26 protein-coding genes are annotated in these 25,106 nt (G+C 63.2%); 6 read left to right on the top strand and 20 right to left on the bottom strand.

What is annotated here, in order from left to right; all coding sequences use genetic code 11:
- Window positions 1–9: 9 nt before the first annotated feature.
- From EN861_RS12880 to EN861_RS12860, 6 genes are all read right to left on the bottom strand, one after another.
- Entirely contained in the window at window positions 10–2,103 is a 2,094-nt protein-coding gene (locus EN861_RS12880) for an ATP-dependent helicase (RefSeq protein ID WP_127280271.1), read from the bottom strand.
- Window positions 2,104–2,174: 71 nt separating this feature from the next.
- Entirely contained in the window at window positions 2,175–2,348 is a 174-nt protein-coding gene (locus tag EN861_RS35415) for a hypothetical protein (protein ID WP_167531203.1), read from the bottom strand.
- 286 nt (window positions 2,349–2,634) lie between these two features.
- Complete coding sequence (locus tag EN861_RS12875; RefSeq protein ID WP_127871467.1) at window positions 2,635–2,832, bottom strand: hypothetical protein; 198 nt, start codon at window positions 2,830–2,832, stop codon at window positions 2,635–2,637.
- Between the two features lie 280 nt (window positions 2,833–3,112).
- On the bottom strand, window positions 3,113–4,273 hold the full coding sequence (locus EN861_RS12870; RefSeq protein WP_135863816.1) for a M20 aminoacylase family protein: 1,161 nt from the start codon (window positions 4,271–4,273) through the stop codon (window positions 3,113–3,115).
- Window positions 4,266–5,513 (bottom strand): Zn-dependent hydrolase, encoded by a 1,248-nt coding sequence (locus EN861_RS12865; protein WP_127280576.1) that lies wholly within the window; start codon window positions 5,511–5,513, stop codon window positions 4,266–4,268. The genes EN861_RS12870 and EN861_RS12865 overlap by 8 nt, the downstream gene beginning before the upstream one ends.
- On the bottom strand, window positions 5,510–6,718 hold the full coding sequence (locus tag EN861_RS12860) for a diaminopropionate ammonia-lyase (protein WP_135863814.1): 1,209 nt from the start codon (window positions 6,716–6,718) through the stop codon (window positions 5,510–5,512). Before EN861_RS12860 ends, EN861_RS12865 begins: the two co-directional genes overlap by 4 nt.
- 105 nt (window positions 6,719–6,823) lie before the next feature.
- On the opposite strand from EN861_RS12860, the gene EN861_RS12855 reads away from it, so the two are divergent.
- Together EN861_RS12855 and EN861_RS12850 are read left to right on the top strand one after the other, a co-directional pair.
- A complete protein-coding gene (locus tag EN861_RS12855; RefSeq protein WP_127280719.1) occupies window positions 6,824–7,303 on the top strand; it encodes an Lrp/AsnC family transcriptional regulator in 480 nt (159 codons plus the stop codon).
- Between the two features lie 64 nt (window positions 7,304–7,367).
- Entirely contained in the window at window positions 7,368–8,510 is a 1,143-nt protein-coding gene (locus tag EN861_RS12850; RefSeq protein WP_127280718.1) for an NAD(P)/FAD-dependent oxidoreductase, read from the top strand.
- A gap of 15 nt (window positions 8,511–8,525) precedes the next feature.
- Here the strand turns inward: EN861_RS12850 and speB are convergent, their stop codons facing one another.
- The 7 genes from speB to EN861_RS35410 form a co-directional block, all read right to left on the bottom strand.
- The gene (gene speB / locus EN861_RS12845; protein WP_127280717.1) at window positions 8,526–9,332 is read right to left on the bottom strand and encodes an agmatinase; all 807 of its coding nucleotides are present in this window, start codon (window positions 9,330–9,332) and stop codon (window positions 8,526–8,528) included.
- A gap of 110 nt (window positions 9,333–9,442) precedes the next feature.
- Window positions 9,443–11,563 carry a molybdopterin oxidoreductase family protein gene (locus EN861_RS12840; RefSeq protein WP_135863812.1) on the bottom strand — a complete coding sequence of 707 codons (2,121 nt, stop codon included), beginning with the start codon at window positions 11,561–11,563 and terminating at the stop codon, window positions 9,443–9,445.
- Between the two features lie 238 nt (window positions 11,564–11,801).
- Complete coding sequence (locus EN861_RS12835) at window positions 11,802–13,679, bottom strand: ABC-F family ATP-binding cassette domain-containing protein (RefSeq protein ID WP_127280518.1); 1,878 nt, start codon at window positions 13,677–13,679, stop codon at window positions 11,802–11,804.
- A gap of 136 nt (window positions 13,680–13,815) precedes the next feature.
- Complete coding sequence (locus EN861_RS12830; protein WP_127871458.1) at window positions 13,816–14,268, bottom strand: MucR family transcriptional regulator; 453 nt, start codon at window positions 14,266–14,268, stop codon at window positions 13,816–13,818.
- Between the two features lie 161 nt (window positions 14,269–14,429).
- A complete protein-coding gene (locus EN861_RS12825; protein ID WP_127871457.1) occupies window positions 14,430–14,633 on the bottom strand; it encodes a hypothetical protein in 204 nt (67 codons plus the stop codon).
- Window positions 14,626–15,552 carry a DMT family transporter gene (locus EN861_RS12820; RefSeq protein ID WP_127279520.1) on the bottom strand — a complete coding sequence of 309 codons (927 nt, stop codon included), beginning with the start codon at window positions 15,550–15,552 and terminating at the stop codon, window positions 14,626–14,628. The genes EN861_RS12825 and EN861_RS12820 overlap by 8 nt, the downstream gene beginning before the upstream one ends.
- A gap of 45 nt (window positions 15,553–15,597) precedes the next feature.
- Window positions 15,598–16,431 (bottom strand): hypothetical protein, encoded by an 834-nt coding sequence (locus EN861_RS35410; protein ID WP_189343622.1) that lies wholly within the window; start codon window positions 16,429–16,431, stop codon window positions 15,598–15,600.
- Window positions 16,432–16,543: 112 nt separating this feature from the next.
- Here EN861_RS35410 and EN861_RS12805 point away from each other — a divergent pair, with 112 nt between their 5' ends.
- Together EN861_RS12805 and EN861_RS12800 are read left to right on the top strand one after the other, a co-directional pair.
- Window positions 16,544–17,503, top strand: coding sequence for a LysR substrate-binding domain-containing protein (locus EN861_RS12805; protein WP_127279521.1), 960 nt, complete (start codon window positions 16,544–16,546; stop codon window positions 17,501–17,503).
- A gap of 95 nt (window positions 17,504–17,598) precedes the next feature.
- A complete protein-coding gene (locus tag EN861_RS12800) occupies window positions 17,599–18,162 on the top strand; it encodes a GNAT family protein (protein WP_245512023.1) in 564 nt (187 codons plus the stop codon).
- A 46-nt stretch (window positions 18,163–18,208) separates the two neighbouring features.
- On the opposite strand, the gene EN861_RS12795 is transcribed toward EN861_RS12800, so the two are convergent.
- A complete protein-coding gene (locus EN861_RS12795) occupies window positions 18,209–18,721 on the bottom strand; it encodes a DinB family protein (protein ID WP_127279523.1) in 513 nt (170 codons plus the stop codon).
- A gap of 66 nt (window positions 18,722–18,787) precedes the next feature.
- On the opposite strand from EN861_RS12795, the gene EN861_RS12790 reads away from it, so the two are divergent.
- Window positions 18,788–19,480 carry a glutathione S-transferase family protein gene (locus EN861_RS12790; protein WP_127279524.1) on the top strand — a complete coding sequence of 231 codons (693 nt, stop codon included), beginning with the start codon at window positions 18,788–18,790 and terminating at the stop codon, window positions 19,478–19,480.
- A 77-nt stretch (window positions 19,481–19,557) separates the two neighbouring features.
- On the opposite strand, the gene EN861_RS12785 is transcribed toward EN861_RS12790, so the two are convergent.
- Complete coding sequence (locus EN861_RS12785; RefSeq protein ID WP_135863810.1) at window positions 19,558–19,806, bottom strand: DUF2934 domain-containing protein; 249 nt, start codon at window positions 19,804–19,806, stop codon at window positions 19,558–19,560.
- A 280-nt stretch (window positions 19,807–20,086) separates the two neighbouring features.
- Between EN861_RS12785 and ndk the strand changes: the two genes are divergently transcribed.
- Window positions 20,087–20,509, top strand: coding sequence for a nucleoside-diphosphate kinase (gene ndk / locus EN861_RS12780; RefSeq protein WP_127279526.1), 423 nt, complete (start codon window positions 20,087–20,089; stop codon window positions 20,507–20,509).
- Between the two features lie 63 nt (window positions 20,510–20,572).
- Here the strand turns inward: ndk and EN861_RS12775 are convergent, their stop codons facing one another.
- The 5 genes from EN861_RS12775 to uvrC all read right to left on the bottom strand — a co-directional run bounded on the left by EN861_RS12775 (window position 20,573) and on the right by uvrC (window position 24,940).
- Window positions 20,573–21,337, bottom strand: a complete 765-nt coding sequence (locus tag EN861_RS12775) for a YbaY family lipoprotein (RefSeq protein ID WP_135863807.1) — start codon at window positions 21,335–21,337, stop codon at window positions 20,573–20,575.
- A 78-nt stretch (window positions 21,338–21,415) separates the two neighbouring features.
- Window positions 21,416–21,898, bottom strand: a complete 483-nt coding sequence (locus EN861_RS12770) for a molybdenum cofactor biosynthesis protein MoaE (protein WP_127281087.1) — start codon at window positions 21,896–21,898, stop codon at window positions 21,416–21,418.
- Between the two features lie 4 nt (window positions 21,899–21,902).
- Window positions 21,903–22,160, bottom strand: coding sequence for a molybdopterin converting factor subunit 1 (gene moaD / locus EN861_RS12765; protein ID WP_127281088.1), 258 nt, complete (start codon window positions 22,158–22,160; stop codon window positions 21,903–21,905).
- A gap of 1 nt (window position 22,161) precedes the next feature.
- On the bottom strand, window positions 22,162–22,758 hold the full coding sequence (gene pgsA, locus EN861_RS12760) for a CDP-diacylglycerol--glycerol-3-phosphate 3-phosphatidyltransferase (RefSeq protein WP_010915213.1): 597 nt from the start codon (window positions 22,756–22,758) through the stop codon (window positions 22,162–22,164).
- A gap of 97 nt (window positions 22,759–22,855) precedes the next feature.
- Window positions 22,856–24,940 (bottom strand): excinuclease ABC subunit UvrC, encoded by a 2,085-nt coding sequence (uvrC, locus tag EN861_RS12755; RefSeq protein WP_135863805.1) that lies wholly within the window; start codon window positions 24,938–24,940, stop codon window positions 22,856–22,858.
- Window positions 24,941–25,106 lie beyond the last annotated feature (166 nt).

Genomic DNA, 25,106 nt, shown 5'->3' with positions numbered 1-25,106 from the left:
CGGCTCCTGCTATTTCCACATGCCGCGCATGCGCGCGCCGATGTCGACGCGCACCTCCGGCCGGGGTGCCCTGCCCTGCGCCGCTTGCGCGGCCGGCCACGAAAGCTGCTGGAACGCGGCAAGGATGGAGGCCGGGATGAAACGGGTGCGCGAGGCATAGAGATGACGGTCGCCACGCGCCGCCTGCCCGTGCGGAAAGAAGCGCTGCGGCATGATCAGGTTGAGGCTGTCCTTGGCTCGTGTCATCGCCACGTAGAGCAGCCGGCGCTCTTCCTCGATGTCCTCCTTGGTGCCGACGCCGAGATCGGCCGGAATGCAGCCATCGACCGTGTTCAGCACGAAGACGTTCTTCCACTCCTGGCCCTTGGCCGAGTGGATGGTGGACAGGATCAGATAGTCCTCGTCGCGATGCGGTGGCCCGGCCTGGTCGCTGGTCGCGTCCGGCGGATCGAGGGTCAGCTCGGTCAGGAAGCGTTCGCGCGAAGCATAGCCCGACCCGATTTGCTCCAGTTGCAGCAGATCCGCCCGGCGCGTGGTCGCATCCTCGTGGATGCGCTCCAGATGCGGTTCGTACCAAAGCCTGATCTGTTCGAGATCGGCTGGCCATTTGGCGCCGGCACGCAAGCCGGAATAGAGCGAGACGAATCCCGGCCAGTCGTCGGCGGCGCGCTGCGGTGGACGCCAGCCGGCCAGGCCCATCGCCTCGTCCAGCGCCGACGTCATGGCCTCGACGATCTGCGCGGCGGCGGAAGGACCGATGCCTGGCAAGAGCTGCAGCACGCGAAAGCCGGCGACACGGTCGCGTGGGTTTTCGGCAAAGCGCAGCACCGCCAGCACGTCCTTGACGTGGGCGGCATCGAGGAATTTCAGGCCACCGAACTTGACGAAAGGAATGTTGCGCCGCGTCAGTTCGATCTCCAGCGGTCCGCTGTGGTGCGAGGCGCGAAACAGCACCGCCTGTGACTTCAGCGCGGTGCCGGCCTCACGCTCCGCCAGGATGGTGTCGCAGACGAAGTTCGCCTGCTCGACCTCGTCACGCACGGTCACAAGTCTTGGCTTGTCGGTGGATTTGCGTTCCGACCACAGGTTCTTGGTGAAGCGCTCGGAAGCTTCGCCGATGACCGCATTGGCGGCGGCCAGAATGGTCTCGGTCGAGCGGTAATTGCGCTCCAGCATCACCACGTCGGCGGTCTGCGCGAACTGCCGGGGAAAGTCGAGGATGTTGCGCACCTCGGCGGCGCGGAACGAATAGATCGACTGCGCGTCGTCGCCAACGACCGTCAGCCCGGCGCCGTCGGGTTTCAACGCAAGCAGGATCGACGCCTGCAGCCGATTGGTGTCCTGGTATTCGTCGACCAGCACATGATCGAAACGCCCGCCCAGATGCGTGGCGATCTCAGGCTCGGCCGTCATCTGCGCCCAGTAGAGCAGCAGATCGTCGTAATCGAGCACGTTCTGCGCCTGCTTGGCCTCGACGTAACTGGCAAACAGCTGCTTGAGCTGCTCTGCCCAGCCGGCGCACCAGGGGAAGGCAGACCCCAGCACCTCACCGAGCGGGGCCTGCGCGTTGACGGCGCGCGAATAGATGGCAAGGCAGGTGCCTTTGGTTGGAAAGCGCGCTTCCGTCCTGGAGAAACCGAGTTCGTGGCGCACGAGATTCATCAGATCGGCGGAATCCTCGCGATCATGGATTGTGAAGGCCGGATCGAGGCCGATCTCCAATGCATAATCGCGCAACAGCCGCGCACCGATGCCATGAAAAGTGCCCGCCCAGGTGAGCGCATCCGTGATCACCGCGGCGTCGCGACCGAGCACTTCGCCGGCGATGCGCTCGACGCGTCTCGCCATTTCGGATGCGGCGCGCCGCGAAAACGTCATCAGCAGGATGCGGCGCGGGTCGGCCCCCTTGACGATCAGATGGGCGACGCGGTGCGCCAGCGTATTGGTCTTGCCGGAGCCAGCCCCGGCAATGACCAGCAGCGGGCCTGCAATCTTGCCGTCGCCATGTTCGACGGCCTGGCGCTGGGCATCATTCAGCCGGGCGAGATAGGCCGGCTGGACGGTCGAGTCGAAAAAGGTCGAATCATGGGCGGCGAGGTTCATCGCCCATCAAGCATCGTTTCCGCTTTGTTCGCAACAGAGAAGCGGCTCCGCCAATTCGGCGAGCAATACGATCAGCGTTTCGGGTCAACGCCCATCGCCGCCGATTGCCGGCGCAGCGCTTCGCGGTCGTTTGCAGGCGCCGGCAGCAGGAGCGGATCGACAGTGTCGGGGACCTCGTCGATCATCTTGCGGGCGAGACGGTAAGTGACAAAGGCCAGCGTGCCGACCAGAAGCAAACGGATCATGTGGGCGGTCCTCCTTCTCTGGATCAACTGGAGGCCGGGCCTTTTGTTCCCTCGGCGCAATCGCCGCAACCAAACCGGCGCCGCCTCGTTCTGACTTGGAGGAGGTAGCGATGAAAAAGCTAGGACTGATCCTCGCGCTCGTCGCCTTGGCGCTCACGGCCTGTGACAACAAACTGCCGCCGACAAAGGCGACTGGAGGGGACCAAGGTCTCGCAATTCCTGCCGCGAACAATGGCATTGCCAGGCAGTGAATGGTGGCCCGCACCCGACAATTGCGGGGTCGTCATCAACGCATTGCCGCGATGCATTCCTCGAGGCGGTCGAGGCGGAACTTGGCATTGCGCAGTTCGTGGCCTGCGTCCTGGCGCAATTGTCGTGTCTGGGCCGAGGCAGCGGTCAAGTTTTGTTCGAGTTCAGCGATACGCGCGCGCACTCGCCGCGCTTCGTCCTGACGCAACGCCTTTATCCAGCTCCGCCCGCGCATCCATGGCTCCCCCAGCACCCAAAGCGTGGAGTCTTGGCAGCAAAACGCTAACTTCCGCCAAGCGCCAGCATTCTAAATTTAACGAAAGCTAATTTAGCGCGCAGGGGAGAAGGCCGGCGCCGCTTGGGAGGTAATCTGATAGCGCCGGCCAGGCGGATATCAGGTCCGCCGCATGAAGCACGCTAGCTGAGTCTTGCCGCAGCGTCATGCGAGATCAAGGATATCGGCCTTTTCCGGGCGTTTTCCCCCGGTAAAATGCCGGAAAAGCCCGCCCGTGGGTTCAAGTCCCAAGCCGCTGTCTGGCGATGGCGACATGGAAATCGACGCCGAACAACAGCCCGTCATCGTTGAAGTCGTAGCTGGAATTGTGAAGCGGCGCCGAACCCTCGCCGTTGCCGAGGAAGACGAAGCAGCCCGGCACGTGGTCGAGGAAGCGGGCGAAATCCTCCGACGCCGTCATCGGTTCGCGGGCGACCGCGATATTGCCAGGCTCGAAAACCGTCGTGGCGGCGGCGAAGGCCGCATCGACCAGTTCGGCATCGTTGCGCAAAGGCACGAATTCCCTGGTGTAGTTGACCTCGGCGGCAACATTGTACGTGGCAGCGATGCCTTCGGCGATGATGCGCATCTGGCGCTCGATCTCGGCGCTGACCTCGGGACGGAAGCTGCGCGCGTCGCCAAGGACGCGGGCAAAGCCCGGCAGTGCGTTGCGGGTGCCGTCGGTGATCAGCTCGGTCACCGAAACCACGGCGATGTCGGCCGGGCTCAGCCGGCGCGAGACGATGGTCTGAAGACTGGTGACCAGCGCACAGGCGGCGACCAGCGTTTCCTGACCCGAATGCGGCCGGGCCGCGTGGCCGCCCAACCCCTTGAGCACGATCTCGAAGATATCCTCGGCCGACATGACCGGACCGGCGCGGGTTTCGAAATGCCCGACGGGCAGGCCAGGCATGTTGTGTAGGCCAAAGACCTCGTCGAAGGGAAAGCGGTGCATCAGGCCATCGTCGAGCATCGCCAACGCGCCTTTTCCCCATTCCTCCGCCGGCTGGAAGATGAAGCGCACGGTGCCGTCGAAACCGCCCTCCCCGGCCAGAAGCTTGGCCGCACCAAGCAGCATCGCCGTGTGGCCGTCATGGCCGCAGGCATGCATGAGACCGGGATTGCCGGAGCGGTGTGGCGCGGTCGATTGCTCTGATATGCGCAGCGCATCCATGTCGGCCCTGAGCGCGATGGCACGGTTGCCGTTGCCGCGCTGCAACGTGCCGACGACGCCTGTGCCGCCGATACCCTCGGCGACATCGTCCAGGCCGAATTCGCGCAGCTTGGCCGCGACGGAGGCCGCGGTGCGTTTCTCCTCGAAGCCGAATTCGGGGTGCGCGTGCAGATCGCGCCGCCACCCGGTCATCTCCAGCTTCAGCGCGTCACGGTCGATTTCAGCCATTGCCTGATATCTCCTGATCCGCAAGGCGGGCGACGACATCAAGCAGGATGTTGGCGCCGGCGACAAGCTCGGCATCGTCCGTATGTTCGCGCGGATTGTGGCTGATGCCGCTGGCGCTCGGCACGAAAATCATCGCCGCGGGCGCAAGGCGCGCTATCATCTGCGCATCATGGCCGGCGCCTGACGTCATGCGCTTCGAGACCAATCCGCGGTTGCTGGCGGCAGCCTCGATCAGTTCGACGATGCGGCTATCGAAAATCACCGGCTCGAAGCGGGCCAGCCGCTCGACCGAGACCGTGACGCCATCGGCGGCCGCGAGGTCCTCGAGAAATGCGGCAAGTGCCGCCTCCTCCGCCTGCAGGCGGTGCTCGAAAGGGTCGCGCTGGTCGACGGTGAAGACGGCGCGCGAGGGAATGACATTGATGGCGTTTGGCTCGAAACGCATCGTCCCGACGGTTGCAACGGTCGGCGTGTTCGAGGCTTTGGCGCGGTCGTGCAGGAACGTGACGACACGCGCAGCCGCATGGCCGGCATCATTGCGCATCCACATCGGCGTGGTGCCGGCATGGTTGGCGATGCCATCTATGGTGATGCGCTGCCAGGAGATGCCTTGCAGGTTTTCCACGGCGCCGATCGGCACGCCTTCGCGTTCCAGCACCGGGCCCTGCTCTATATGCAGTTCGAGATAGACATGCGGTTTGAGGAAGCCGGGCTCCTCGTCGCCGGCATAGCCGATGCGGGCCAGCTCCTCCCCCAGCACGCTGCCGTCGGTGCCGACGGCGGCCAGCGCCGCCGCGATATCGACGCCGCCGGCATGGACCAGTGAACCCATCATGTCGGGGGAATAGCGAACCCCTTCCTCGTTGGTGAAGGCGGCGACCGCGAGCGGGCGCGACGGGACATAGCCTGACCCCTTCAGCGTCTCGATGACCTCCAGGCCGGCCAGTACACCGTAGCAGCCGTCATAAATGCCGGCATCGATGACGGTGTCGATATGCGAGCCGACGAGGATTGGCGCCTGCCCGGCGTTCTCAGGTACCTGCCAGATGCCGAAGATGTTGCCCATGCGATCGATGGCGATTTCGAGCCCGGCCTCGCGCAGCCAGCCGACGAAGCGGTCGCGACCCAGCCGGTCGGCATCGGAGGCGGCCAGCCGCACCAGCCTGCCCTCGCCATCACGGCCGATGCCGCCGAGTTCGCGGATGCGGCCAAGCAGTCTTTGTCCGTCGATCGAGATCATGGCGTTGCTCCTGAAAGCATCTTGCCGGCAAGCACATCCGCCGGGTTCATGCCGACGAGCTCGGCATAGCGGCGGGGGTCGGTCGCGGCTTCGGTGTTGATGACCAGCACGCGCGAAGTGGCGTCGAGGCCAAGCTCGGCCTTGTGACCGGCCATCGCCCGGATCAGTCCGGCAAGACCGACCCCTCCGCTTTCACCGGCAACGATGGCCGGATCGTTGCCGGACGGCCTTGCCAGCCGCCGCATCACGGCGACGGCGTCGTCCTCGTCGACGGTCATGAAGGCATCGGCGACGCGTGCCAGCACGCGCCAGGCGACCGGCGAGGCCTCGTAGCATTCGAGCATCGCCATGACCGTCGCCTCGCCATGCGCGATCTTGACCGGGTGCCCGGCTTTGGCGGCGCCGAAGACGCAGGCGGCGCGCGCAGGTTCCACCACCGTGAAAACAGGCCTGGCTTCTCCGAGCACGATGGCGAGATGGCCGGCGATCGCCGCCGCGATGCCGCCGACGCCTGCCTGCACGAAGACATGCGTCGGCGGGTCGGAGAGCTGGCGCAGCGCTTCGCGCACGATCGCCGTGTAGCCCTGCATGACAAGCCCCGGAATGCGTTCGTAGCCCGGCCATGAGGTATCGGAAACCACCGTCCAGCCTTTCTCGGCGGCGATGCGCGCCGCCTGCCTGACCGAATCGTCATAATTGCCGTCGACGCGGATCATCTCGGCCCCGTAGCGGGCGATGGCCGCGACGCGTTCGTCGCTGACGCCGGCATGGACGAAGATCGCCGCCTTGGCACCGACGAGCTCGGCGCCCTGCGCGACGGAGCGGCCGTGATTGCCGTCGGTGGCGCAAGCAACCGTCATGGTCGCCGCGACCGACCGAACTTCGGGCCGATCGAGATCGCCGACATCGACGGAGCGGCCCAGACGCTTGCTGGCTTCTTCCAGGACCAGACGGAAGACCGCATAGGCGCCGCCCAGCGCCTTGAAGCTGCCGAGGCCGAGCCGAAAGCCCTCATCCTTGACGTGCAAGGCCGCGAGACCGAGCTCGCCCCCCAGCGCCGGCAACGCGTGCAGCGGCGTTGCCAGGTGATTGTCACGGCGGGCAAGGAAACGCTCGACGGTGTCCGCTCCGGCGATGCCGAGGGTTTCGGCATCGGCCGCGCCCAGGGGCCGGCGGTGCAAGGCATTGTTATTGGGCAGGAACATTGGCGGTCTCCTCGGCGTCGTCCGAGAGAAGATATTGCAGGACATGCGCAAAAGGCGCTGTAATTCGGCTCTCAAAATGCAAGTTTGTTTCGTCAGGATACGCCAATGCCGCAGTCGCCGGTCTCCCTCGACAGCTTCGATCTCGCCATCCTTGCCATCCTGCAGCGGGACAATACGACGCCGCAACGGCTGATCGGCGAGGCGGTGAACCTGTCGGCGCCGGCCGTGCAGCGCCGCATCAAGCGCATGGAACAGACCGGTGTCATTGCCGGCAACGTCGCCGTGGTGGAGCCGGCTGCCGTCGGCCAGCCCATCACCATCTTCGTCGAGGTCGAATTGGAGAGCGAACGCACCGAACTGATCGATGCGGCCAAGCGGCAATTCTCGGCAGAGCCGCACGTGCAGCAATGCTATTATGTCACCGGCGAAGCCGACTTCATCCTCGTCATCACCGTGGCCGACATGGGCGCCTATGAGGCGCTGACGCGAAAACTGTTCTTCGGCAGCAACAATGTGCGGAAGTTCCGCACCTTCGTCGCCATGGACCGCGTCAAGGTCGGGTTGACGGTGCCCTTGCCTGGATGAGCCCGTGGCACCCTTGCCACGTTTCTGACATTCTCAGGATCGCGAATTGGCGGTGGAGGCGCGCATGGACGAAACCACGAAGGTCGCGATCATCGGTGCCGGGCCAGCGGGCCTGGCGGTTGCCGCGTGCCTGCGGCAAGCCGGGGTGGATTTTGTCATCCTCGAAAAGGAGCAGCAGGCCGCGCCGGCCTGGCGGCGTCACTATGATCGCGTGCATCTGCATACGACCAAACGCTACTCGTCGCTGCCCTTCGTCCCCTTCCCCAAGGATTATCCGCGCTATGTGCCCCGCCATCTCGTGGTCGAGTATCTCGATGCCTATGCGAAGCGTTTCGACCTCGAGCCCCGCTTCGGCGAAACCGTGCGGGCGATCACCCGGGAGGGCCGCGGCTGGCGGGTGGAATCGACGTCGGGCGCCTTACGCGCCTGGCATGCGGTGATCGCGTCTGGCTACAATGCCGAGCCCTTGCTGCCAAAATTTACCGGCATCGACGCCTTCAAGGGCAAGACGCTGCACAGCGCGGACTACCGCAACGCTACGCCTTTTGCCGGCCAGTCGGTGCTGGTCGTCGGCATGGGCAACACCGGTGCCGAGATTGCGCTCGATCTGGCGGAAGGCGGTGCCCGGCCGACGATCTCGGTGCGCGACGGCGTTCACATCGTGCCGCGCGAACTGTTCGGCGTGCCGATCCAAATGGTCGGCATGGCGACGCGGCTCGGGCCGCGGCGCATCAATGACGCCCTGTTCCCCCTCATTCTCGACCTTGTGCTGGGCAGGCTGGAGAAATTTGGGCTCAGACGGCCGAAGCAGGGATTGCTGCAACAGATCGCCCTTGCGTCGCGCATTCCGGTGATCGATGTCGGCACGATCGGCAAGATCCGCGAAGGCGCGATCAAGGTGGCGCCCGACATCGCCGAAATCTCGGAACGCGGTGCCCGTTTTGTCGATGGCGGCCACGGCGAATTCGACGCCATCCTCTTCGCCACCGGCTACCGGGCGGGCTATGCCAGGTTGCTCGAACCCGGCATCGAGCCAGGCCCCAGCGGCGTCAATGCCCGCGCTTCGGATCTCGGCCTCTATCTGGTCGGCTTCCACAATGCGGTCACCGGGCTGCTGCGCGAAATCGGCATCGAAGCCCAGGCGGTCGCCGACGACATCCGCCAGCGGCAAAACAGGAAAGAGGCGACCGAGACCCTGCCGGTGTGAAGCCGCGCCGCGTTCTCAATCCGCAGGCGATGTCCTGAGCATCATGCCGGCGATCTCCTTCGCCAGTTTGGCGGCGACAAGCGCCGTCACGTTGGAGAGGTCCTGGCTTGGATTGTATTCAACGATATCAGCGGCAACGATCGGCTGGTTGATGCCTTGAATCAGGTTGATGACCTGCCGTGTCGACAGGCCGCCGGGCTCGCGGTGGGAGACGCCCGGCGCAAAGGCCGGATCGAGCCCGTCGAGATCCATCGAGATATAGACCGGCGTCCCGAGATCGAGCTGAATGCTTTCGCTGAAATGCGCGGCCTCCACCACCTCGACGCCAAAGCGCTTGAACTGATCGCGGTGATGACCGTTCACGGTGCGCAGGCCGATCTGGATCAGCCGGTCGGCAAGCCGTTCCTCCATGATGCGTGCGAAGGGCGAAGTGTGCGAACGCGGATTGTCATCGTAGGCATGATAGATGTCTGGGTGGGCATCGATATGCACGATCGTCAGGCTTGGATGGCGACGGCGTACAGCGCGCAGCACCGGCCAGGAGATGGCGTGATCGCCGCCCAGGCTGATCAGCGGATGGCCCGCGTCCAGTGCGCGGCCGACTTCGCTTTCGATCCGCTGCCAGGGATCGCCCGGTTGGGTGAAGTCGATATCGCCATGATCGACGAAGCGGTCGCTCAGGTCGAAGCCGGTCTCGCTCCATGAGGAGTAAGCATCGCTGGTGAGTTCGCGCCTGATCAGCGGTGGCGCCTTGGCCGCACCCTGGAGGTAGGATGAATTCCCGTCATGCGGTATTCCCAGAAGCGAAATCGCGCCTGCCATCGACACTCTCCCATTGCGACGGACGAATGCCTCTATAGAGACGGGAGCTGGCATTCGCGACCGCTGGTGTTTGGGCCAGAGGTGAATCCGGATCAGGAAAATCTGCGGGGCTAGGCGCTCAGCTCCTGCGCCCGGCGCAACCACACCTTGTTGTCGTGGAAGGCCGCGCCGCCATAGGGCGCGGGGGCATCGGCGCCGGTCAGCACGTTGATGCCTTCGCCGCGCTCATGCGCGCTGTTCGGCCAGATGCCCTCGGCGATCACGACGCCACGCTTGATGCCGTCGAACAATCTGGCATGTAGCACCACCTCGCCGCGCATGTTGCCGACCTCGACCCGGTCGCCGTCGGCAAGTTCGAGAGCCGCCGCATCGTCGGGATGCAGCAGGAGTTCGGGGCGGCCTTCCTTCGCCCTTGAAACCGGTGTCTCGGAAAAGGTCGAGTTGAGGAAGTTGCGCGCCGGCGAGGTCGTCAGGCGGAACGGATGCGCTTCGTCGGCCACTTCGATCAGGTCGACATGATCGGGAAATTCCGGCAATCGCGCCACCGGGCCGAACAGGCCCATGCTCTTCGGCGGCCGGTTGGGAGCCGCCTGCCCGGTCCAGTCGGCGCGGAAGCGGAATTTGCCGTCCGCATGGCCGAAGCCCCGGATGAAATGCGCGGTTTCGAAATCCGGCTGCAGGTCGACCCACTTCTCTTCCTTCAAGGAATCGAAGCTGCCCAGCCCGCGCTTGCCGAGGATGATGTCGATATGCTGCTGCTCGGTGAGGCCAAAGCCCGGCCGATCGGCGACGCCGAGGCGCTGGGCCAGCTGCTCGATGACGAAATGGTTGGTGCGCGGCCCTTCCGGCGGCTCGATCAGCTTGGGGCCGAGCGTGATATGCTGGTTGCCGCCGCCCTTGTAGATGTCGTCATGCTCGACGAACATCGTCGCCGGCAGCACGACATCGGCCAGCTTGGCCGTGTCGGTCATGAACTGCTCGTGCACGCAGGTGAACAAATCGTCGCGCAAAAATCCCTGCTTCACCAGCCGCTGCTCGGGCGCGACATTCACCGGATTGGTGTTCTGGATGAGCATGGCCGTCACCGGCGGTCCGCCGTAGAGCGCGTCGCTGGCGCCGGTCAGCACCGGGCCGATGCGCGAGTGATCGAGATAGCGGATCGAGGGATCGCGCATTCTTGAGCCTTCCAGCACATCCTGATTGAGCTTGAAGATGCCGGAATTGGAATGGAAGGCGCCGCCGCCCTCATACTGCCAGGCGCCGGTGACCGCGGCGATGCATGACGCCGCATGCATGTTGACCGCGCCGTTGCGCTGGCGCGCAAAGCCGTAGCCGAGCCGGAAATAAGTCTTTTTCGTCGTGCCGACGAGCCGGGCGAAGGCCTCGATCTCGGCGACCGTCAAACCGGTGATATCAGCCGCCCACTCCGGCGTGCGGGTGCGCAGATGCGCTTCAAGGCCCAGAGGGTCGTCGGTGTATCTTTCGAGATAGGCGCGGTCGGCCAGGCTTTCTCTGAACAGGACATGCATGACAGCACAAGCCAGCGCGCCGTCGGTGCCGGGCTTCAGCACCAGGCCCATGTCGGCCTGTTTCATGGTGGCGTTTTCATAGACGTCGATGACGACGATTTTCGCGCCGCGTTCCTTGCGCGCCTTGATGGCGTGGGTCATGACATTGACCTGCGTGACCACCGCATTGGTGCCCCAGATCACGACGCAATCGGATTTGGCCATTTCTCGCGGATCGGGACCGCGCAAGGCGCCCGCCCCCATCATCCAGCCGGTCCAGGCGAGATTGGTGCAGATCGAGCCGAAGAAGCCCGAGTACTTCTTCACATGCCGCAGCCGGTCGATGCCGTCGCGCTGCACCAGCCCCATCGTGCCTGCGTAATAGTAAGGCCAGACCGTCTCCGATCCGTACTTCTCCTCGGCCGCGATGAAATTCTCGGCAACGAGGTCGAGTGCGGCTTCCCAGCTTGCCTCCTGCCAGACGCCCCCGCCCTTGGCGCCCTTGCGCACCAGCGGCTTCAGCAAACGGTCGGGATGATGGACGCGGTCGGCATAGCGGGCGACCTTGGCGCAGACGACCCCGGCCGTATAGGTATTGGACTTGGCGCCATGGACGCGGCCGATGCGGTTGCCGTCAAGCAGTTCGACCTCAAGCGCGCAGGTCGACGGGCAATCATGCGGACAGGCCGAATGGCCAATGCGGAGCTTCGCGTGCTGGTTCATGCCATTTGTCTAGCGGGTTTTGACGGTGGCGTGTAGGGCCAGATGATTAGCCAATCTCCCCCCTTGTGGGGGAGATGTCCGGCAGGACAGAGGGGGGCGCGAAGGATCGCGGCCTATCGAGCCCAATCAATGTGCCACCGAAGTTGGCGATGGTGATTGCAAAGAGACCGGCAGGTTGGCGGGACAGCGCCCCCCTCTGCCCTGCCGGGCATCTCCCCCACGAGGGGGGAGATTAGCTCTACTCCGCCGTCCCTTCCTCATATTCCGCCGACATGGTCAGCCATTTTTCCTCATGGCCGGCCAGCGTCTGGGCAAGCTGCGAGCGTTCCTTGGCGAGCCTGGTCGCAGTCGACGGATCCTTCTCGTAGACCGCCGGGTCGGACAGTTCGTCCTCGATACCGTCGATGCGCTTGCGGATACGGTCCATCAGCGCCTCGGTGGCGCGGATTTCCTTGGCCAGCGGCTCGAAGGCGGCGCGGCGTGCTGCCGCGTCGCGGCGGCGATCGGCTTTTGATGCCTTGTCGGCCTCGCGCTTGCCGCGGCGGTCGCCGGAGACGCCGGTCACCAGCGTCTTGTAGTCCTCGAGGTCGCCGTCATAGGGATTGACCGCACCATCCTTGACCAGCCACAGCCGGTCAGCCGTCGCCTCGAGCAGATGGCGGTCGTGCGAGATCAGGATGACGGCGCCGGGAAATTCATTCAGCGCATGGATCAGCGATTCGCGGCTGTCGATGTCGAGGTGGTTGGTCGGCTCGTCGAGGATGAACAGGTTCGGACCCTCGAAGGCCGACAGGCCCATCAGAAGGCGCGCCTTCTCGCCACCGGACAGATCCTTGGCGGGCGTGTTCATCTTCTCGGTGGTGAGACCGAACTGGGCGACGCGGCCGCGCACCTTGGATTCCGGCGCCTCCGGCATCAGCCGGCGGACATGCTCATAGGCATTCTCCTCGGGGCGCAGATCGTCGAGCTGGTGCTGGGCGAAGATCGCCACCTTCAGCCCGGGCGCCACCGTCATGGTGCCGGTTTCCTGCTTCAGGCGACCCGACAGCAATTTGGCGAAGGTCGACTTGCCGTTGCCGTTGGCGCCGAGCAGCGCGATGCGGTCGTCGGCGTCGATGCGCAGCGTCATCTTCTTCAGGATCGGCTGGCCCTCGGTATAACCGACATTGACGTTGTTCAGCGCAACGATCGGCGAGGCCACCGTCTTCACAGGTTCGGGGAAAGAGAACGGCCGCACCGTGTCGTTGACGATGGCCGAGATCGGCTTCATCTTTTCCAACGCCTTGATGCGCGACTGCGCCTGTCTTGCCTTGGAGGCCTTTGCGCGAAACCGCTCGACGAAGGATTCCATATGCTTGCGGGCGGCTTCCTGCTTGACCCGGCCCTTTTCCTGCAACTCCTTCTGCTCGGTGTACTGGCGCTCGAACTGGTCGTAACCGCCGCGCCAGAAGGTCAGCTTCTTCTGGTCGAGATGAACGATCGAGTTGACGGCGCGGTTGAGCAGATCGCGATCGTGCGAAATCAGGAGCACGGTGTGCGGATACTTTGAGACGTAGTTTTCCAGCCACAGCGTGCCTTCGAGGTCGAGATAATTGGTCGGCTCGTCGAGCAGCAGGAGATCCGGCTCGGAAAACAGTACGGCGGCCAACGCCACGCGCATACGCCAGCCGCCGGAGAAGGACGAGGCCGGACGCCGCTGCGCGGCGTCGTCGAAGCCGAGGCCGGCGAGGATGGTGGCCGCGCGCGACTCGGCCGAATGAGCATCGATGTCGGCCAGCCGCATGTGGATGTCTGCGATGCGGTGTGGATCGGTCGCCGTCTTTTCCTCTTCGAGCAGCGCCGTGCGTTCGAGATCGGCCTTGAGCACGATCTCGATCAGCGGGTCCTCGGTTCCAGGCGCTTCCTGCGCCACCTGGCCGATGCGCGTATTCTTCGGCAGGCTGATCGAGCCTGTCTCGGAGGGAAAATCGCCTGTTATGGCCTTGAACAGCGTCGTCTTGCCGGTGCCGTTGCGGCCGACGAGACCGGCCTTGGTGCCGGCCGGCAAGGTGAGCGAGGCGTGGTCGAGAAGCAAGCGCCCCGCCATGCGGAGTGAAAGGTCATTGATGATAAGCATGGCCGCGCTTTTGCACTGGACATCAACGCTTCGCAAGACCTTGCGGGCCAGTTGGCCGCACAAGGCCTGGAAACGGCGCGCACAATGCGCCGCCAGAGCAGGCGATCAGTGACCTGCGATACCGGCCAGAAAGGCCTCAGGCAGTGGCCTTGCCACGCTTTGTCGCCTTGGCCACGACCGCCGGCGCAGCGACCGGCTTGCGGCCAAGTCCCGTCGATTTCGCCAGCGCCGACCGGGTCGCCGAGTAATTCGGCGCGACCATCGGATAGTCCGGCGGCAAGCCCCATTTGGCCCGATAGTCATCCGGGCTCAAACCGTAGTCCGTCCTGAGGTGTCGCTTGAGCGACTTGAACTTCTTTCCGTCCTCCAGGCAGATGATGTAGTCGGGAAACACCGACTTTTTCGGATTTACGGCCGGAACAAGGCTCGGGCTTTCCACGACGGCCGCACCAGCCAGCTTTCGGACCGAGGCGCTGACGCTGGCAATCAGGTCAGGCAGGCCGGAAGCCGGAAGCGGATTGTTGCCTACATAGGCCGAGACAATATCGGCGGTCAGCTCGATAACGGTCTTATCCTCGATATTTGACAATTCTTTCACCCTATCTGCGACAAAGTCATCTACCCCAGTAAAGACTTTTGTCGATGTATCTCTTTAACCGCGCCCCCCAACGGGCCGCCAAATCCCAAAACGAATCAAGACTTGACATCAACTACTTTTATGAGAAATCGACGTCGTGCAAATTAGAAAATCTAATACTTGGAGGTGGCAGACTTGGTTGGGCGGCTGTCGGCCAATATCTCAAGAATACGCTTCCAGCGGGCACAACGCCCGAAATCCTTCTGTTCAATCGCCTTTTCGGCCTTCATTGCGGCGTAAAGCGGTGCCTCGGCGCCAAATTCCTTGATCAGCCAATGCGCTTCCTGCCTGGCGAGACGTTCATTGTCATCAAACATAGTCTTGCGCCTCCGAACGCTCCAGACCGACCGCGACACAACTGCCGATCACGAGAATGGCTCCGGCAATGGCGGTGGTCGTCAGCCGTTCGCCGGACAACGTCAACAGCAGCGTCGAAGCAATCGGCGTGAGATAGGCGACGACAGCCACCTTGCCGCTGCCTCCGAGCTTCAAGGCGCGTGACCAGAAGTAATAACCCAGCCCCATCGGGCCAGCGCCGAGATAAAGCCCGAGGACCAGATCCACTCCGGTGGGCCAGGCGACGCCTTCGCGAGCGGACCATATAAGCGTCAAGGCGACGCCGACCAGCGACGAGGGCAGCAACAGGCGGTCCGGCGACGTGGCGAGCCGCCCCACCATCACCGAATAGAAAGCCATGCACAGCGCGGACCCGAATGCGGCCGAATAGCCGGCGAGATCACCCTGGAACCAGGTGCGGTCACGCCCTCCCGAAATCACCAGCGCGACGCCGACGAAGCCAAGGGCCGCGGCAATGCCCAGCAAGGCCGGACGCCGGGGATTGTCGAAAGCGATCACTGCCGCGGCAACCATCAAGGGCCAGGTGTAGGCCACGAGATTGGCTTCGATCACCGGCATCGAGGCAAAGGCGATATATTGCAGCACCATGGTGCCGACCAGACCGATAAAGCCGACCGCGAGCGGCACCAGCGCGGTGCTTGCCGTGGCCGTCGCGGCTTTCTCGCGGCTCATCGACCGGATGACCGCGAAGACCAGGGCGGCCCCTACAAATTGCAGGAACTGCACCTGCGACACCGGGTGACTGGCCAGCAGGGACTTGCCGACCAGCGCATTTGTCGACCACAACGCCACCGCCCCGGCAGCGAAGACCAGCGCGGATATCGAGCCCGATCCATGCAGAAGGAATCGGCATAGGCCCCTATCTCTGCGTTCGACCATGATCCCGTCCGAAAACCGGTCTCCACTTTTCGGGATCATGGGTCGCTACCATGACTCCCTGGCTCCACCCGGAACCGGCGCTTCGGCGGGGGCCGGCGTCGGATGTTCGGCCTCGAACCGGCGATAGGCCGGCAGCTGGTTTTGCCACACATCTTCGGCCAGCTCGTTGACCCACTCGCGGTCGTGATCGTTGTCGGCGGCAAGGTAGAACATCCTGTTGTCGTCGACATAGGGCTTGGCCACGGAGCGCTGGTTGAGCACCAGCGTGACGCGCTCGCCGAACTGGATCGGCGCCGTGCGATGCAGGACGCCGAGGAACTGCCCGAGCGTCGCATAGTTCATCTTGTGATCGATGCGCATGATGCGGTTGCGCGGAATCTCGCGGCCGGATTCGAGGATGGCGCGGCCGGTCTCGGAATCGTCGCAATAGATTTCGAGATGGCCGCCGACCAGCGGATCGCTGATCGACAGCGGAATGAGCTCAGTGACCGGAACGCCGTCGCAATGCCATTCGACGGCGCCATCCCTGGGATTCATGAAGGTAACTGTCGAACCGACGATCGACAGCGGATAGGGCTCCAGCTTCGTGCCCGTCATGTCGGACAGCCGTTCCAAGCGCAACTTGTCGTTCAGCAACTCCTTGATTTCGGGAATGAAACGGTCCGCGCCTGTGATGAAGGTCAGATCGAGGTGCTTGTGCACGGCATGGCTGGCCTTGAGCTTCAGGGCGGCCTCCTCGATCGCGGCAAGCAGAGCCGGATCATAGCCATGCCGATACTGCGCAACGCCGAAGCTCGACACTTTCCAGGCGGTTTCGTGGCCGATAATGGCCTCGCGGCTCATCGCATAGCGCAGTTCGGGTACGGTATGTGCGTTCATTGTACTTCTCCAAGTGGGGGGCAAACACTTGGTTAACAGTCGATTAAATTAGCCCCCCCTGTAAAATTAGGAATGCTAGTGCTACCCTAAGCCCAGCTTAAGGTCGAAAGCCGTGCGTCTGCTCAGTCAGGTCAACCTCAATTCGCTGAAAATCGTGGAGAGTGCTGCGAGGCACGGGAATTTCACGCGTGCCGGCGAAGAGCAGTTCATCACCGCTTCGGCGGTCAGCCAGCGCGTCAAGAGCCTGGAGGACCAGTTGCGCTTCAAGATTTTCCAGCGCGGCGGCAATGCGGTGTCGCTGACACCGGAGGGCGAAACCTATGTCTCGCGCGTTCGTGAGGCGCTGGAGCGGATTGTCGCCGCCAGCATGGAAGCGACCGGGCAATCACAGGAACATGTGCTGAAGATATCGGTGCTGCCAACATTTGCCGCGCGCTGGCTGTTTCCGCGCCTGCCGCTGTTCCAGCAGCAACACCCCGATATCGTGATGCGGGTTTCGACCTCGTACGCGACGCACGAGTTCACGACTTCCGAATTCGATCTCGAAATCCGCTACGGCGACGGCCACTTCAACGGGCTGCCATCCGACTTGTTGTTTCAGGAAGACCTGACACCGGTGTGCAGCCGCAAATTGTTCCACGAGGTTCTCGGCGACAAGCCGGTGTCAAAGGTGACACCGGACGACCTCAAGCACTTCACGCTGCTGCATTCCGACACCTGCACGCAGAACTGGCAATCCTGGCTTGGTTTCGCCGGCGCCAGTTTTGTGCTCAGCGAGACCAAGAGCATCTATTTCGACTCGTGCATGATGTCCTACGAGGCGGCCAATGCCGGAATGGGTTTTGCCGTTGCCAACCGCGCCTATATGGCCAGCGATATCCGCGCCGAGAGGCTGGTCGCTCCCTTTGCCGTACATCATCCGAATACGGCCGGTTGGTACTTCGTCTCGCCGCACAAGGGCCTTGCCGCACGCAAGATGCTGCTGTTCAAGCAATGGGTGATGGCGGAAGCGGCCATGACGCAACGCCAGCTGGACAACGAAATTGCGGGCTTGGCTTCAGAAGCTGTCTGAAAGTCGGATCGGTCCTCATTTGTCGCTCGATGACTGCAGGCAAGAGAAACAGGGATCATCGATTAATGGGCGGCGTCCAATCCAGGCAACCCGCCTTGGTCGGCGATATCGTTGAACTCAGCCCCCTGCAGCCAGAGCATTCCGCAGCGCTTTTGAGTGCAGCCGCAGATGGCGAGCTATGGAACTTGAAGGCCACCGTGGTTCCAGGGCCAGACGCGATCGATGATTATATTGCCAATGCCCTGGCTGGACGACAGGCCGGGACTGTCATGCCATACGCAATCGTCCTCCGCGCCACGGGCTTGATTTGCGGTAGTACGCGGTTCTGGAAAATCGACCGCGCGAACAGAAAATTGGAGATTGGGCACACGTGGCTCGGCAGTTCGGTCCAGCGATCGGGGGTTAATACCGAGGCTAAATATCTTCTCCTGATTCAGGCATTTGAGGTCATGAACTGTGTCCGCGTGCAATTCACCACCGACGAACTCAACGACGCGTCGAGAGCGGCCATTTTGAGAATAGGAGCAAAACAGGAAGGAATCGTTCGCAATGAACGGATCATGCCGGACGGCCGGAAACGCAATTCCGTCCGGTTCAGCATTATTGATTCCGAGTGGCCGGACGTAAAAGCCATGCTACGGCAAAAAATGCGGCGATAGTCCGCGCCAAACGCTCGCCCCGAATTCAAAACGAAAACCATGTGGATCAGGCGAAAGCCCTTCCCTCCTCGGTGCGCTGGAAATGCGCCAGATCGAGCGGCACGGAGGGGCGGCCCAGAACTGTCAGGATCATATGCGCCTGGCCGCGGTGATGGGTCTGGTGGTTGAAGACATGAGCCAGCGCCGGCGCCAGGCGCTGCGAGACGGTGCGCATATCCGAAACGGTCATATAGGTGAAGCGACCCGACAGCGCTTTGTCGTCCAGGCCGCCGAGCCAGTCGATCATCCGCCGGTCCTCCGCCTCGCGCGCGGTTCTCAAGACGGGCAAGGCCCGGTGCAATATGGCGTCCAATGTCGTCGGCGCGATGCCTTCGCCGGTGAAGCGCTTCATCCAGATGCGATCGGCGGCGAGCAGGTGGTTGAGCGTGCCCATCAGCGAACCGAAGAAAGCGCCGACGTCGCGATTGAATTCCTCATCGTTCAGATCGTCGGCGGCATCATAGATGCGGCCATTGGCCCATTGATTGTAGGCCGCAAACATCATGAAGTGCTGTTTCATCTTTTCTCCCGCCGCGCCCGTTTCGGGTTTCGGGGCGATACCTAGACCGCGAAGGGGCCGACGCCAATGACCATTCTGCTTTACGACCTGGTCGGACATGACGAGAGCCGCCCGTTCAGTCCGCATTGCTGGAAGGCAACGATGGCGCTGGCCCACAAGGGACTTGATATCTCGACCGCGCCGACGCGTTTTCTCGAAGTGCCGGCCATTGAAGGCGGTGTCTCAAAAACCGTTCCGGTCATCCGCGATGGCGACAAGGTCGTCATCGATTCCTTCGCCATCGCGCTCTATCTCGATGAGACCTATCCGGATCGCCCGACGCTGTTTGGCGGCGAAGGCGGCAAGGCGATGGCGCGCTTCATCGAACGCTGGTCGCAATTGACCATCCACCCTTATGTTACCACCGCGGCGCTCGTTGACCTTCATGCCATGCAAGACGAAGAGAACGCCTCGTATTTCCGCCAGAGCCGGGAGCAGCGCTTCGGCAAGCGGCTGGAGGACGTCGCCGCCGCACGCGACGCCGGCCTGGCAACCTTCCGGGCAGCGCTGGAGCCGCTGCGCTCCATGTTGAGCTACCAGCCTTTCATCGGCGGCGCCTCGCCGCTGTTTGCCGACTATATCGTCTTCGGCGCGCTGCAATGGGCACGCATCGCCACGCCTTACAAATTGCTCGACGACAGCGACGTGGTGGCGCAATGGTTCACCCGCTGCCTCGATCTGCATGGCGGGCTCGGACGAACGGTTGCGGCGGCGGCGTGACGGCCGCAAGCGCGCGCCCTGCCCGCAAGGCAAGCGCCGTCAAACTGTCGCGAAAATCGGCGGCGGAACAGCTGGCCTTACTTGGCCGCCTTCTTTGGCTTGCTGGCTTTCGCGGCGGCCTTTTCCTTGGGAGCGGCTTTTGCCTTGCCGGCGCCAGATGCCTTCCTGGCTGGCTTCTTGGCCGCCAACCCCGCGTCCTCCCGATCGATGTCGGCGGCCGCCTGTTGCCAATGGCGCTCGTGGTGACCGGCCGGTTGGCCTTCTTCCTGCCAGATCTGATGGGCGCGGTTGCGAATGCGCTCCTGACGATCGTCTGTCATGGTCATATTGTCTCCATGCGGGCCGACTTCAGCGCGGCGCCGACCGGACGACTATAGCAAGCAAACCGTTGCTTTACAGCCGTCTGATCCAGCCTGCCCGCAGCGACCAGCCACGGAAGCGCTGGCCGTTCGACGCTCGCTGTCGCTCCGGGCGTTCGTCGCTCGCAAAGCCAAGCAATTGCCTTTCCGCTCGCCGCGCGGACCCGCTCCTCACCCTCTTGGCAATAAGCCGGGCGGCTTGTATAGAGCCCGCCACTCTCAATTCAAATTCAGACAAGGACGACCCATGGCGCTCGAACGCACCTTCTCCATGATCAAGCCCGACGCAACGCGGCGCAACCTCACCGGCGCCATCACCAAGATGCTCGAAGACGCCGGTCTGCGCGTCATCGCCTCGCGCCGCGTTTGGATGAGCCGCCGCGAGGCGGAAGGCTTCTACGCCGTCCACAAGGAGCGGCCGTTCTTCGGCGAGCTGGTGGAATCCATGTCCTCGGGCCCGACCATCGTGCAGGTCCTTGAAGGCGAGAGCGCCATTACCAAGAACCGCGACGTGATGGGCGCCACCAACCCGGCCAACGCCGCCGAAGGTACCATCCGCAAGGTGCATGCGCTGTCGATCGGCGAGAACTCGGTGCACGGCTCCGACGCGCCGGAAACCGCCGCGCAGGAAATCAAGTACTGGTTCTCGGACACCGAAATCGTCGGCTGAGCCGACGGCATCAAATCCGATCTGGAAGGCCGGCGTTCAGCCGGCCTTTTTTCTGGAGTGCAATCAGCTCGCGGCGCTGAAGCGCAGGATTTCGCGCCCGTCCTTGTCTGAGATGGTGAGCTTGCCGGCATCGACCTTGTATGATGCCGCCTTGGCCAACGCATCGAACAGGGCTTTTTCCTCGGCCATCACATCGGGCGCGCAAGCTTTGTAAGTCGAACCGATATCGCCGATCCCGATCGCCTGGCCGTCGACCTTCGCCGTGGCAAAATAGGTGTTGCAGGGACCGCTGCCACCGGCCTTGCCGGCCTCGCTGACCCTGAAGGTCGCCTGCGGCGCGGTGATGGCGCCAATGCCATCGACATAATCGACCACCCAGAGCTGATCAAAGATGGAAGCCGCCGTTTCCTTGCTGGGCGTAACCATCTTCAGCATGATGGTCTGCGGCGCGTCGGTCAGCGGATCGAACTGATGGCGCACATCGGAGATGAACATCAGCCTTCCGTCCGCGGTGATCCGGGCCTGCAGCGCGTAGGTCATTTGCGGCCGGATGACGGAGGAGTCGAATTTTATCTCGAAGCTGATCGGCACCTGTCCGGCGGGCTTGATCTTCTGTTGCCCGATGATCTTGGCCGGCGCCTCGGCCAACGAGACGTCGGCGAGCTCGACCGAAAGCACGGCGCTGGGCGGCAACGCTATGCGCTCGCGATAGATCACTTCCCCCCTCACCGCCTTTTCCGCGGCAACGGACAGCTCCGGCACCGCCAGGATACCGACGACCAGCGGCACCAAGCCAAAGACGAAGAATTCGGCGATCCTGTCCAGCATGACCGTATCCCTTGCCCAAATCAGTCACGTGACCAGTTGGCAGAAGGATTGCGGTCGTTCCGTGACGCCTGCACGGTATTATTCGGACGGCGGTCGCTTCCAGCGCCGGGCTGCCTGGGCGTCGGTTTCCTTAGCCTCGACCCAGCCCCCCTCGGAGCCGTCGGTGCGATGTTCCTTCTTCCAGAAGGGGGCACGCGACTTGAGGTAGTCCATGAGGAAGTCCGCCGCCTCGAATGCCGCCTGGCGGTGCGCCGAAGCGGCCACCACCAGGACGATGTTGTCCCCCGGCGCGATCTTGCCATGGCGATGTATGACGGTGAGGCCTTGCAGCGGCCAGCGCTCGGTGGCTTCGGCAGCGATACGCCCGATCTCGGCTTCAGCCATGCCGGGATAGTGCTCGAGTTCGAGTGCCGAGAGCGCGCCCTGCTCATCGCGGCACAGGCCGGAGAAGGTGACCACCGCGCCAATGTCGGCGCGGCCTTGCGTCAGCCCGGCGATCTCGGCGGCAACGTCGAAATCCTGGCGCTGGATGCGCACGGTCGGCACCAGGACGGCCGACATGATGTCAGCCTCCGGTCATCGGCGGGAACAGCGCGATCTCGCGTGCACCCGATATCTTCTCGCGATGGTCGACATGTTCCTGGTTGATGGCGACGCGGATCACATCGGGATATTGCAGCGCGTGTTGGTAACCTTCGCCGCGCGATTGCAGCCAGCGCAAGAGGTCGGCGACCGTCTCGATGCCGGCGGGCAATTCGACATCTTCTTCCGATGTGCCGATACGTTCGCGAACCCAGGCGAAATAGATGAGACGGGTCGTCATCTCACTCGTCCATGATGTGCTTGAGGCCGGCGCGGAAATAGTCGTAGCCGGTGTAGAGCGTCACGAGGGCCGCGATCCACAGCAGCACCAGGCCGGTCTGCGTGGTCAGCGGAAAGATCTTGTCACCGGCCGGTCCCGCCAGGAGGAAGGCGATGGCGACCATCTGGATGGTGGTCTTCCACTTGGCAAGCTGCGTCACTGGCACCGAGACCTTGAGTGCCGCCAGATATTCGCGCAGGCCCGAGACCAGGATTTCGCGACACAGGATGATGATCGCCGCCCACAGCGACCAGCCGGCGATCCCGGCGTGACGGTCGGTGTCAGCCGCAAGCAGCAAGAGGCACGTGGCGACCAGCAGCTTGTCGGCGATCGGATCGAGCATCTTGCCGATGTTGGAGGTCTGCTGCCAGGCACGCGCAAAATAGCCGTCGAAATAATCGGTGACGGACGCCAGCAGGAAAATGACCAGCGCCGACCAGCGAGCGAAGTCGCTCGATTTCAGATGGCCCTCCAGAAAAAAGCACAGCACGACCAGCGGCACCGCGATGATGCGGGCGTAGGTCAACATGTTAGGCAGGTTAAACGCGCGCTGGGCCATGTCTGGTGGACTCTTTCTGCCTGCGTACTCAAATCAGAAGCGGATGTAGGGGGTCAACAGGCCAGATTCGACTGGCCAGATGAAAGTGGCGATTTTTTCAACTCTCGTGGAAGTGGTTGTAGACCAGTTTCGCCACCTGTTCGGAGATGCCGTCGACCTTCCTCAGATCCTCCACCGCGGCCCGGCTGACCGCCTTGGCGGTGCCGAAATGCAAGAGAAGCGCGCGCTTGCGGCCGGGACCGATGCCGACGATTTCGTCGAGCGGGCTCTTGACCATTTCCTTCTTGCGGCGGGCCCGGTGCGAACCGATGGCGAAACGGTGGACCTCGTCGCGCAGGCGTTGGACGAAATAGAGCACGGGATCGCGCACGGGCAGCGAAAACGAGTCTCTGCCCTTGACGAAGAAGCGCTCGCGGCCTGCATCGCGGTCCTGCCCCTTGGCGATGCCGATGGCGACGACGCGGTCCTCGATGCCGAGATCGGAAAGGATCTTGCGCACCGCCGTCATCTGGCCCTGGCCACCGTCGATCAGGATGACGTCGGGCCAGGCAGGGAAGCTTCCGGAGATATCGTCTTCGATATCGTCGCCCGCCTCGACTGCCGCTGCCTCGCCCCCTGCCGCATCGTCGGCAAGGACAACATCGCCATGCTCCTTGAGCAATCGCGAAAATCGCCGCTCCATCACTTCGCGCATCATACCGAAATCGTCGCCCGGCGTGATCTCCGTCGAGCGTATGTTGAATTTCCGGTACTGGTTCTTCACAAAGCCTTCCGGCCCCGCGACGACCATGGCGCCGACGGCGTTGGTGCCCATGATGTGCGAGTTGTCGTAGATCTCGATGCGCACCGGCGGCTTTGACAGGCCGAAGGTCTCGGCGAAACCGGCAAGCAGCCGCGCTTGCGTCGAGGTCTCGGCCAGCCGGCGGCCAAGCGCCTCACGCGCATTCTGCAAGGCGTTTTCGGTCAGGTCCTTTTTCTCGCCGCGCTGCGGCACCGAGATCGTCACCTTGCGGCCGGCGCGGGTCGAGAGCGCCTCGGCCAGCAGTTCCTGGTCCTCGACGGTCTGCGACAAGAGGATGGCACGCGGTGTCGGCTTGTCGTCATAGAACTGCGCCAGGAACGAGCCCAGCACTTCCGATCCCTCCAGCGCCGGATCGGCCTTTGGGAAATAGGCGCGGTTGCCCCAGTTCTGGCCGGTGCGGAAGAAGAACACCTGGATGCAGACCTGGCCGCCTTCCTGGTGGATGGCGAACACATCGGCCTCGTCGACGGTCGCCGGGTTGATGCCCTGATGGCTCTGCACGTGCGACAAGGCCGCCAGCCGGTCGCGATAGATGGCGGCTCGCTCGAAATCGAGGTCTTGCGAAGCCTGCTGCATGGCAGCCGAAATCTCGGTCTTCACCTTCTGGCTGCGGCCGGACAAAAAATCCTTCGCTTCGTCGACAAGCTCGGCATAACCCTCATGCGAGATTTCGCCGGTGCACGGACCGGCGCAGCGCTTGATCTGGTAGAGCAGGCATGGCCGCGTGCGGTTCTCATAGAAGGAATTGGTGCAGCTTCTGAGCAGAAAGGCGCGCTGCAGCGAATTGATGGTGCGGCCAACGGCACCGGCCGAGGCAAAGGGGCCGAAATAGTCGCCCTTGCGCGACCGCGCGCCGCGATGCTTGTAGATGCCGGGCGAGACATGGTCGCCGGTCAAAAGGATATACGGAAACGACTTGTCGTCCCGCATCAGCACATTGAATCGCGGCCGCAAACGCTTGATGAGATTGGCTTCGAGCAGCAGCGCCTCGATCTCGGTGCGGGTGACGACGAACTCCATCGTCGACGTCTCGCGCACCATGCGGCCGATGCGGTTGGTGTGGAATCTGCCTTGCGCGTAGTTGGTGACACGCTTCTTCAGGCTGCGCGCCTTGCCGACATAAAGCACGTCGCCGGCGGCGTTCATCATCCGGTAGACGCCGGGCGCATTGGGCAGCCGCTTGACCAGCGTCTGGATCACCTCGGCACCCACCATGCCTTCGGCATCGCCGGCATGCGGCGTCCAGTCGATTGCCGTGAACGCCACATCCGGGCCGACCGGTTCGACGATCTCCTCGATCGCCTCATCCTCGAGGTCGATTTCAGGAGGCAAATCATCGGCGCCGCCACGCGGCTTGCTCTTGTGGTCTAAGGGACTCATTCCTTCATGCCTGTCACATCCGGCGCCCAATAGGACACGCCCGAACTACTCGCCGTTTCAAATCTTTACAGCGACCGAACCGGTTTCTCCGGGACTAATTCCTGGGCTTTCCTTCACGGGTTTATCACAGCCTCCCTTCCGGGACACCGCCGCCAGATCGTCATGC

This window comes from Mesorhizobium sp. M8A.F.Ca.ET.218.01.1.1 (assembly GCF_004791165.1).
Taxonomy (GTDB): domain Bacteria; phylum Pseudomonadota; class Alphaproteobacteria; order Rhizobiales; family Rhizobiaceae; genus Mesorhizobium.
The sequence above is the reverse complement of the archived record's forward strand: the minus strand, read 5'-3'. Positions and strand labels throughout refer to the sequence as shown.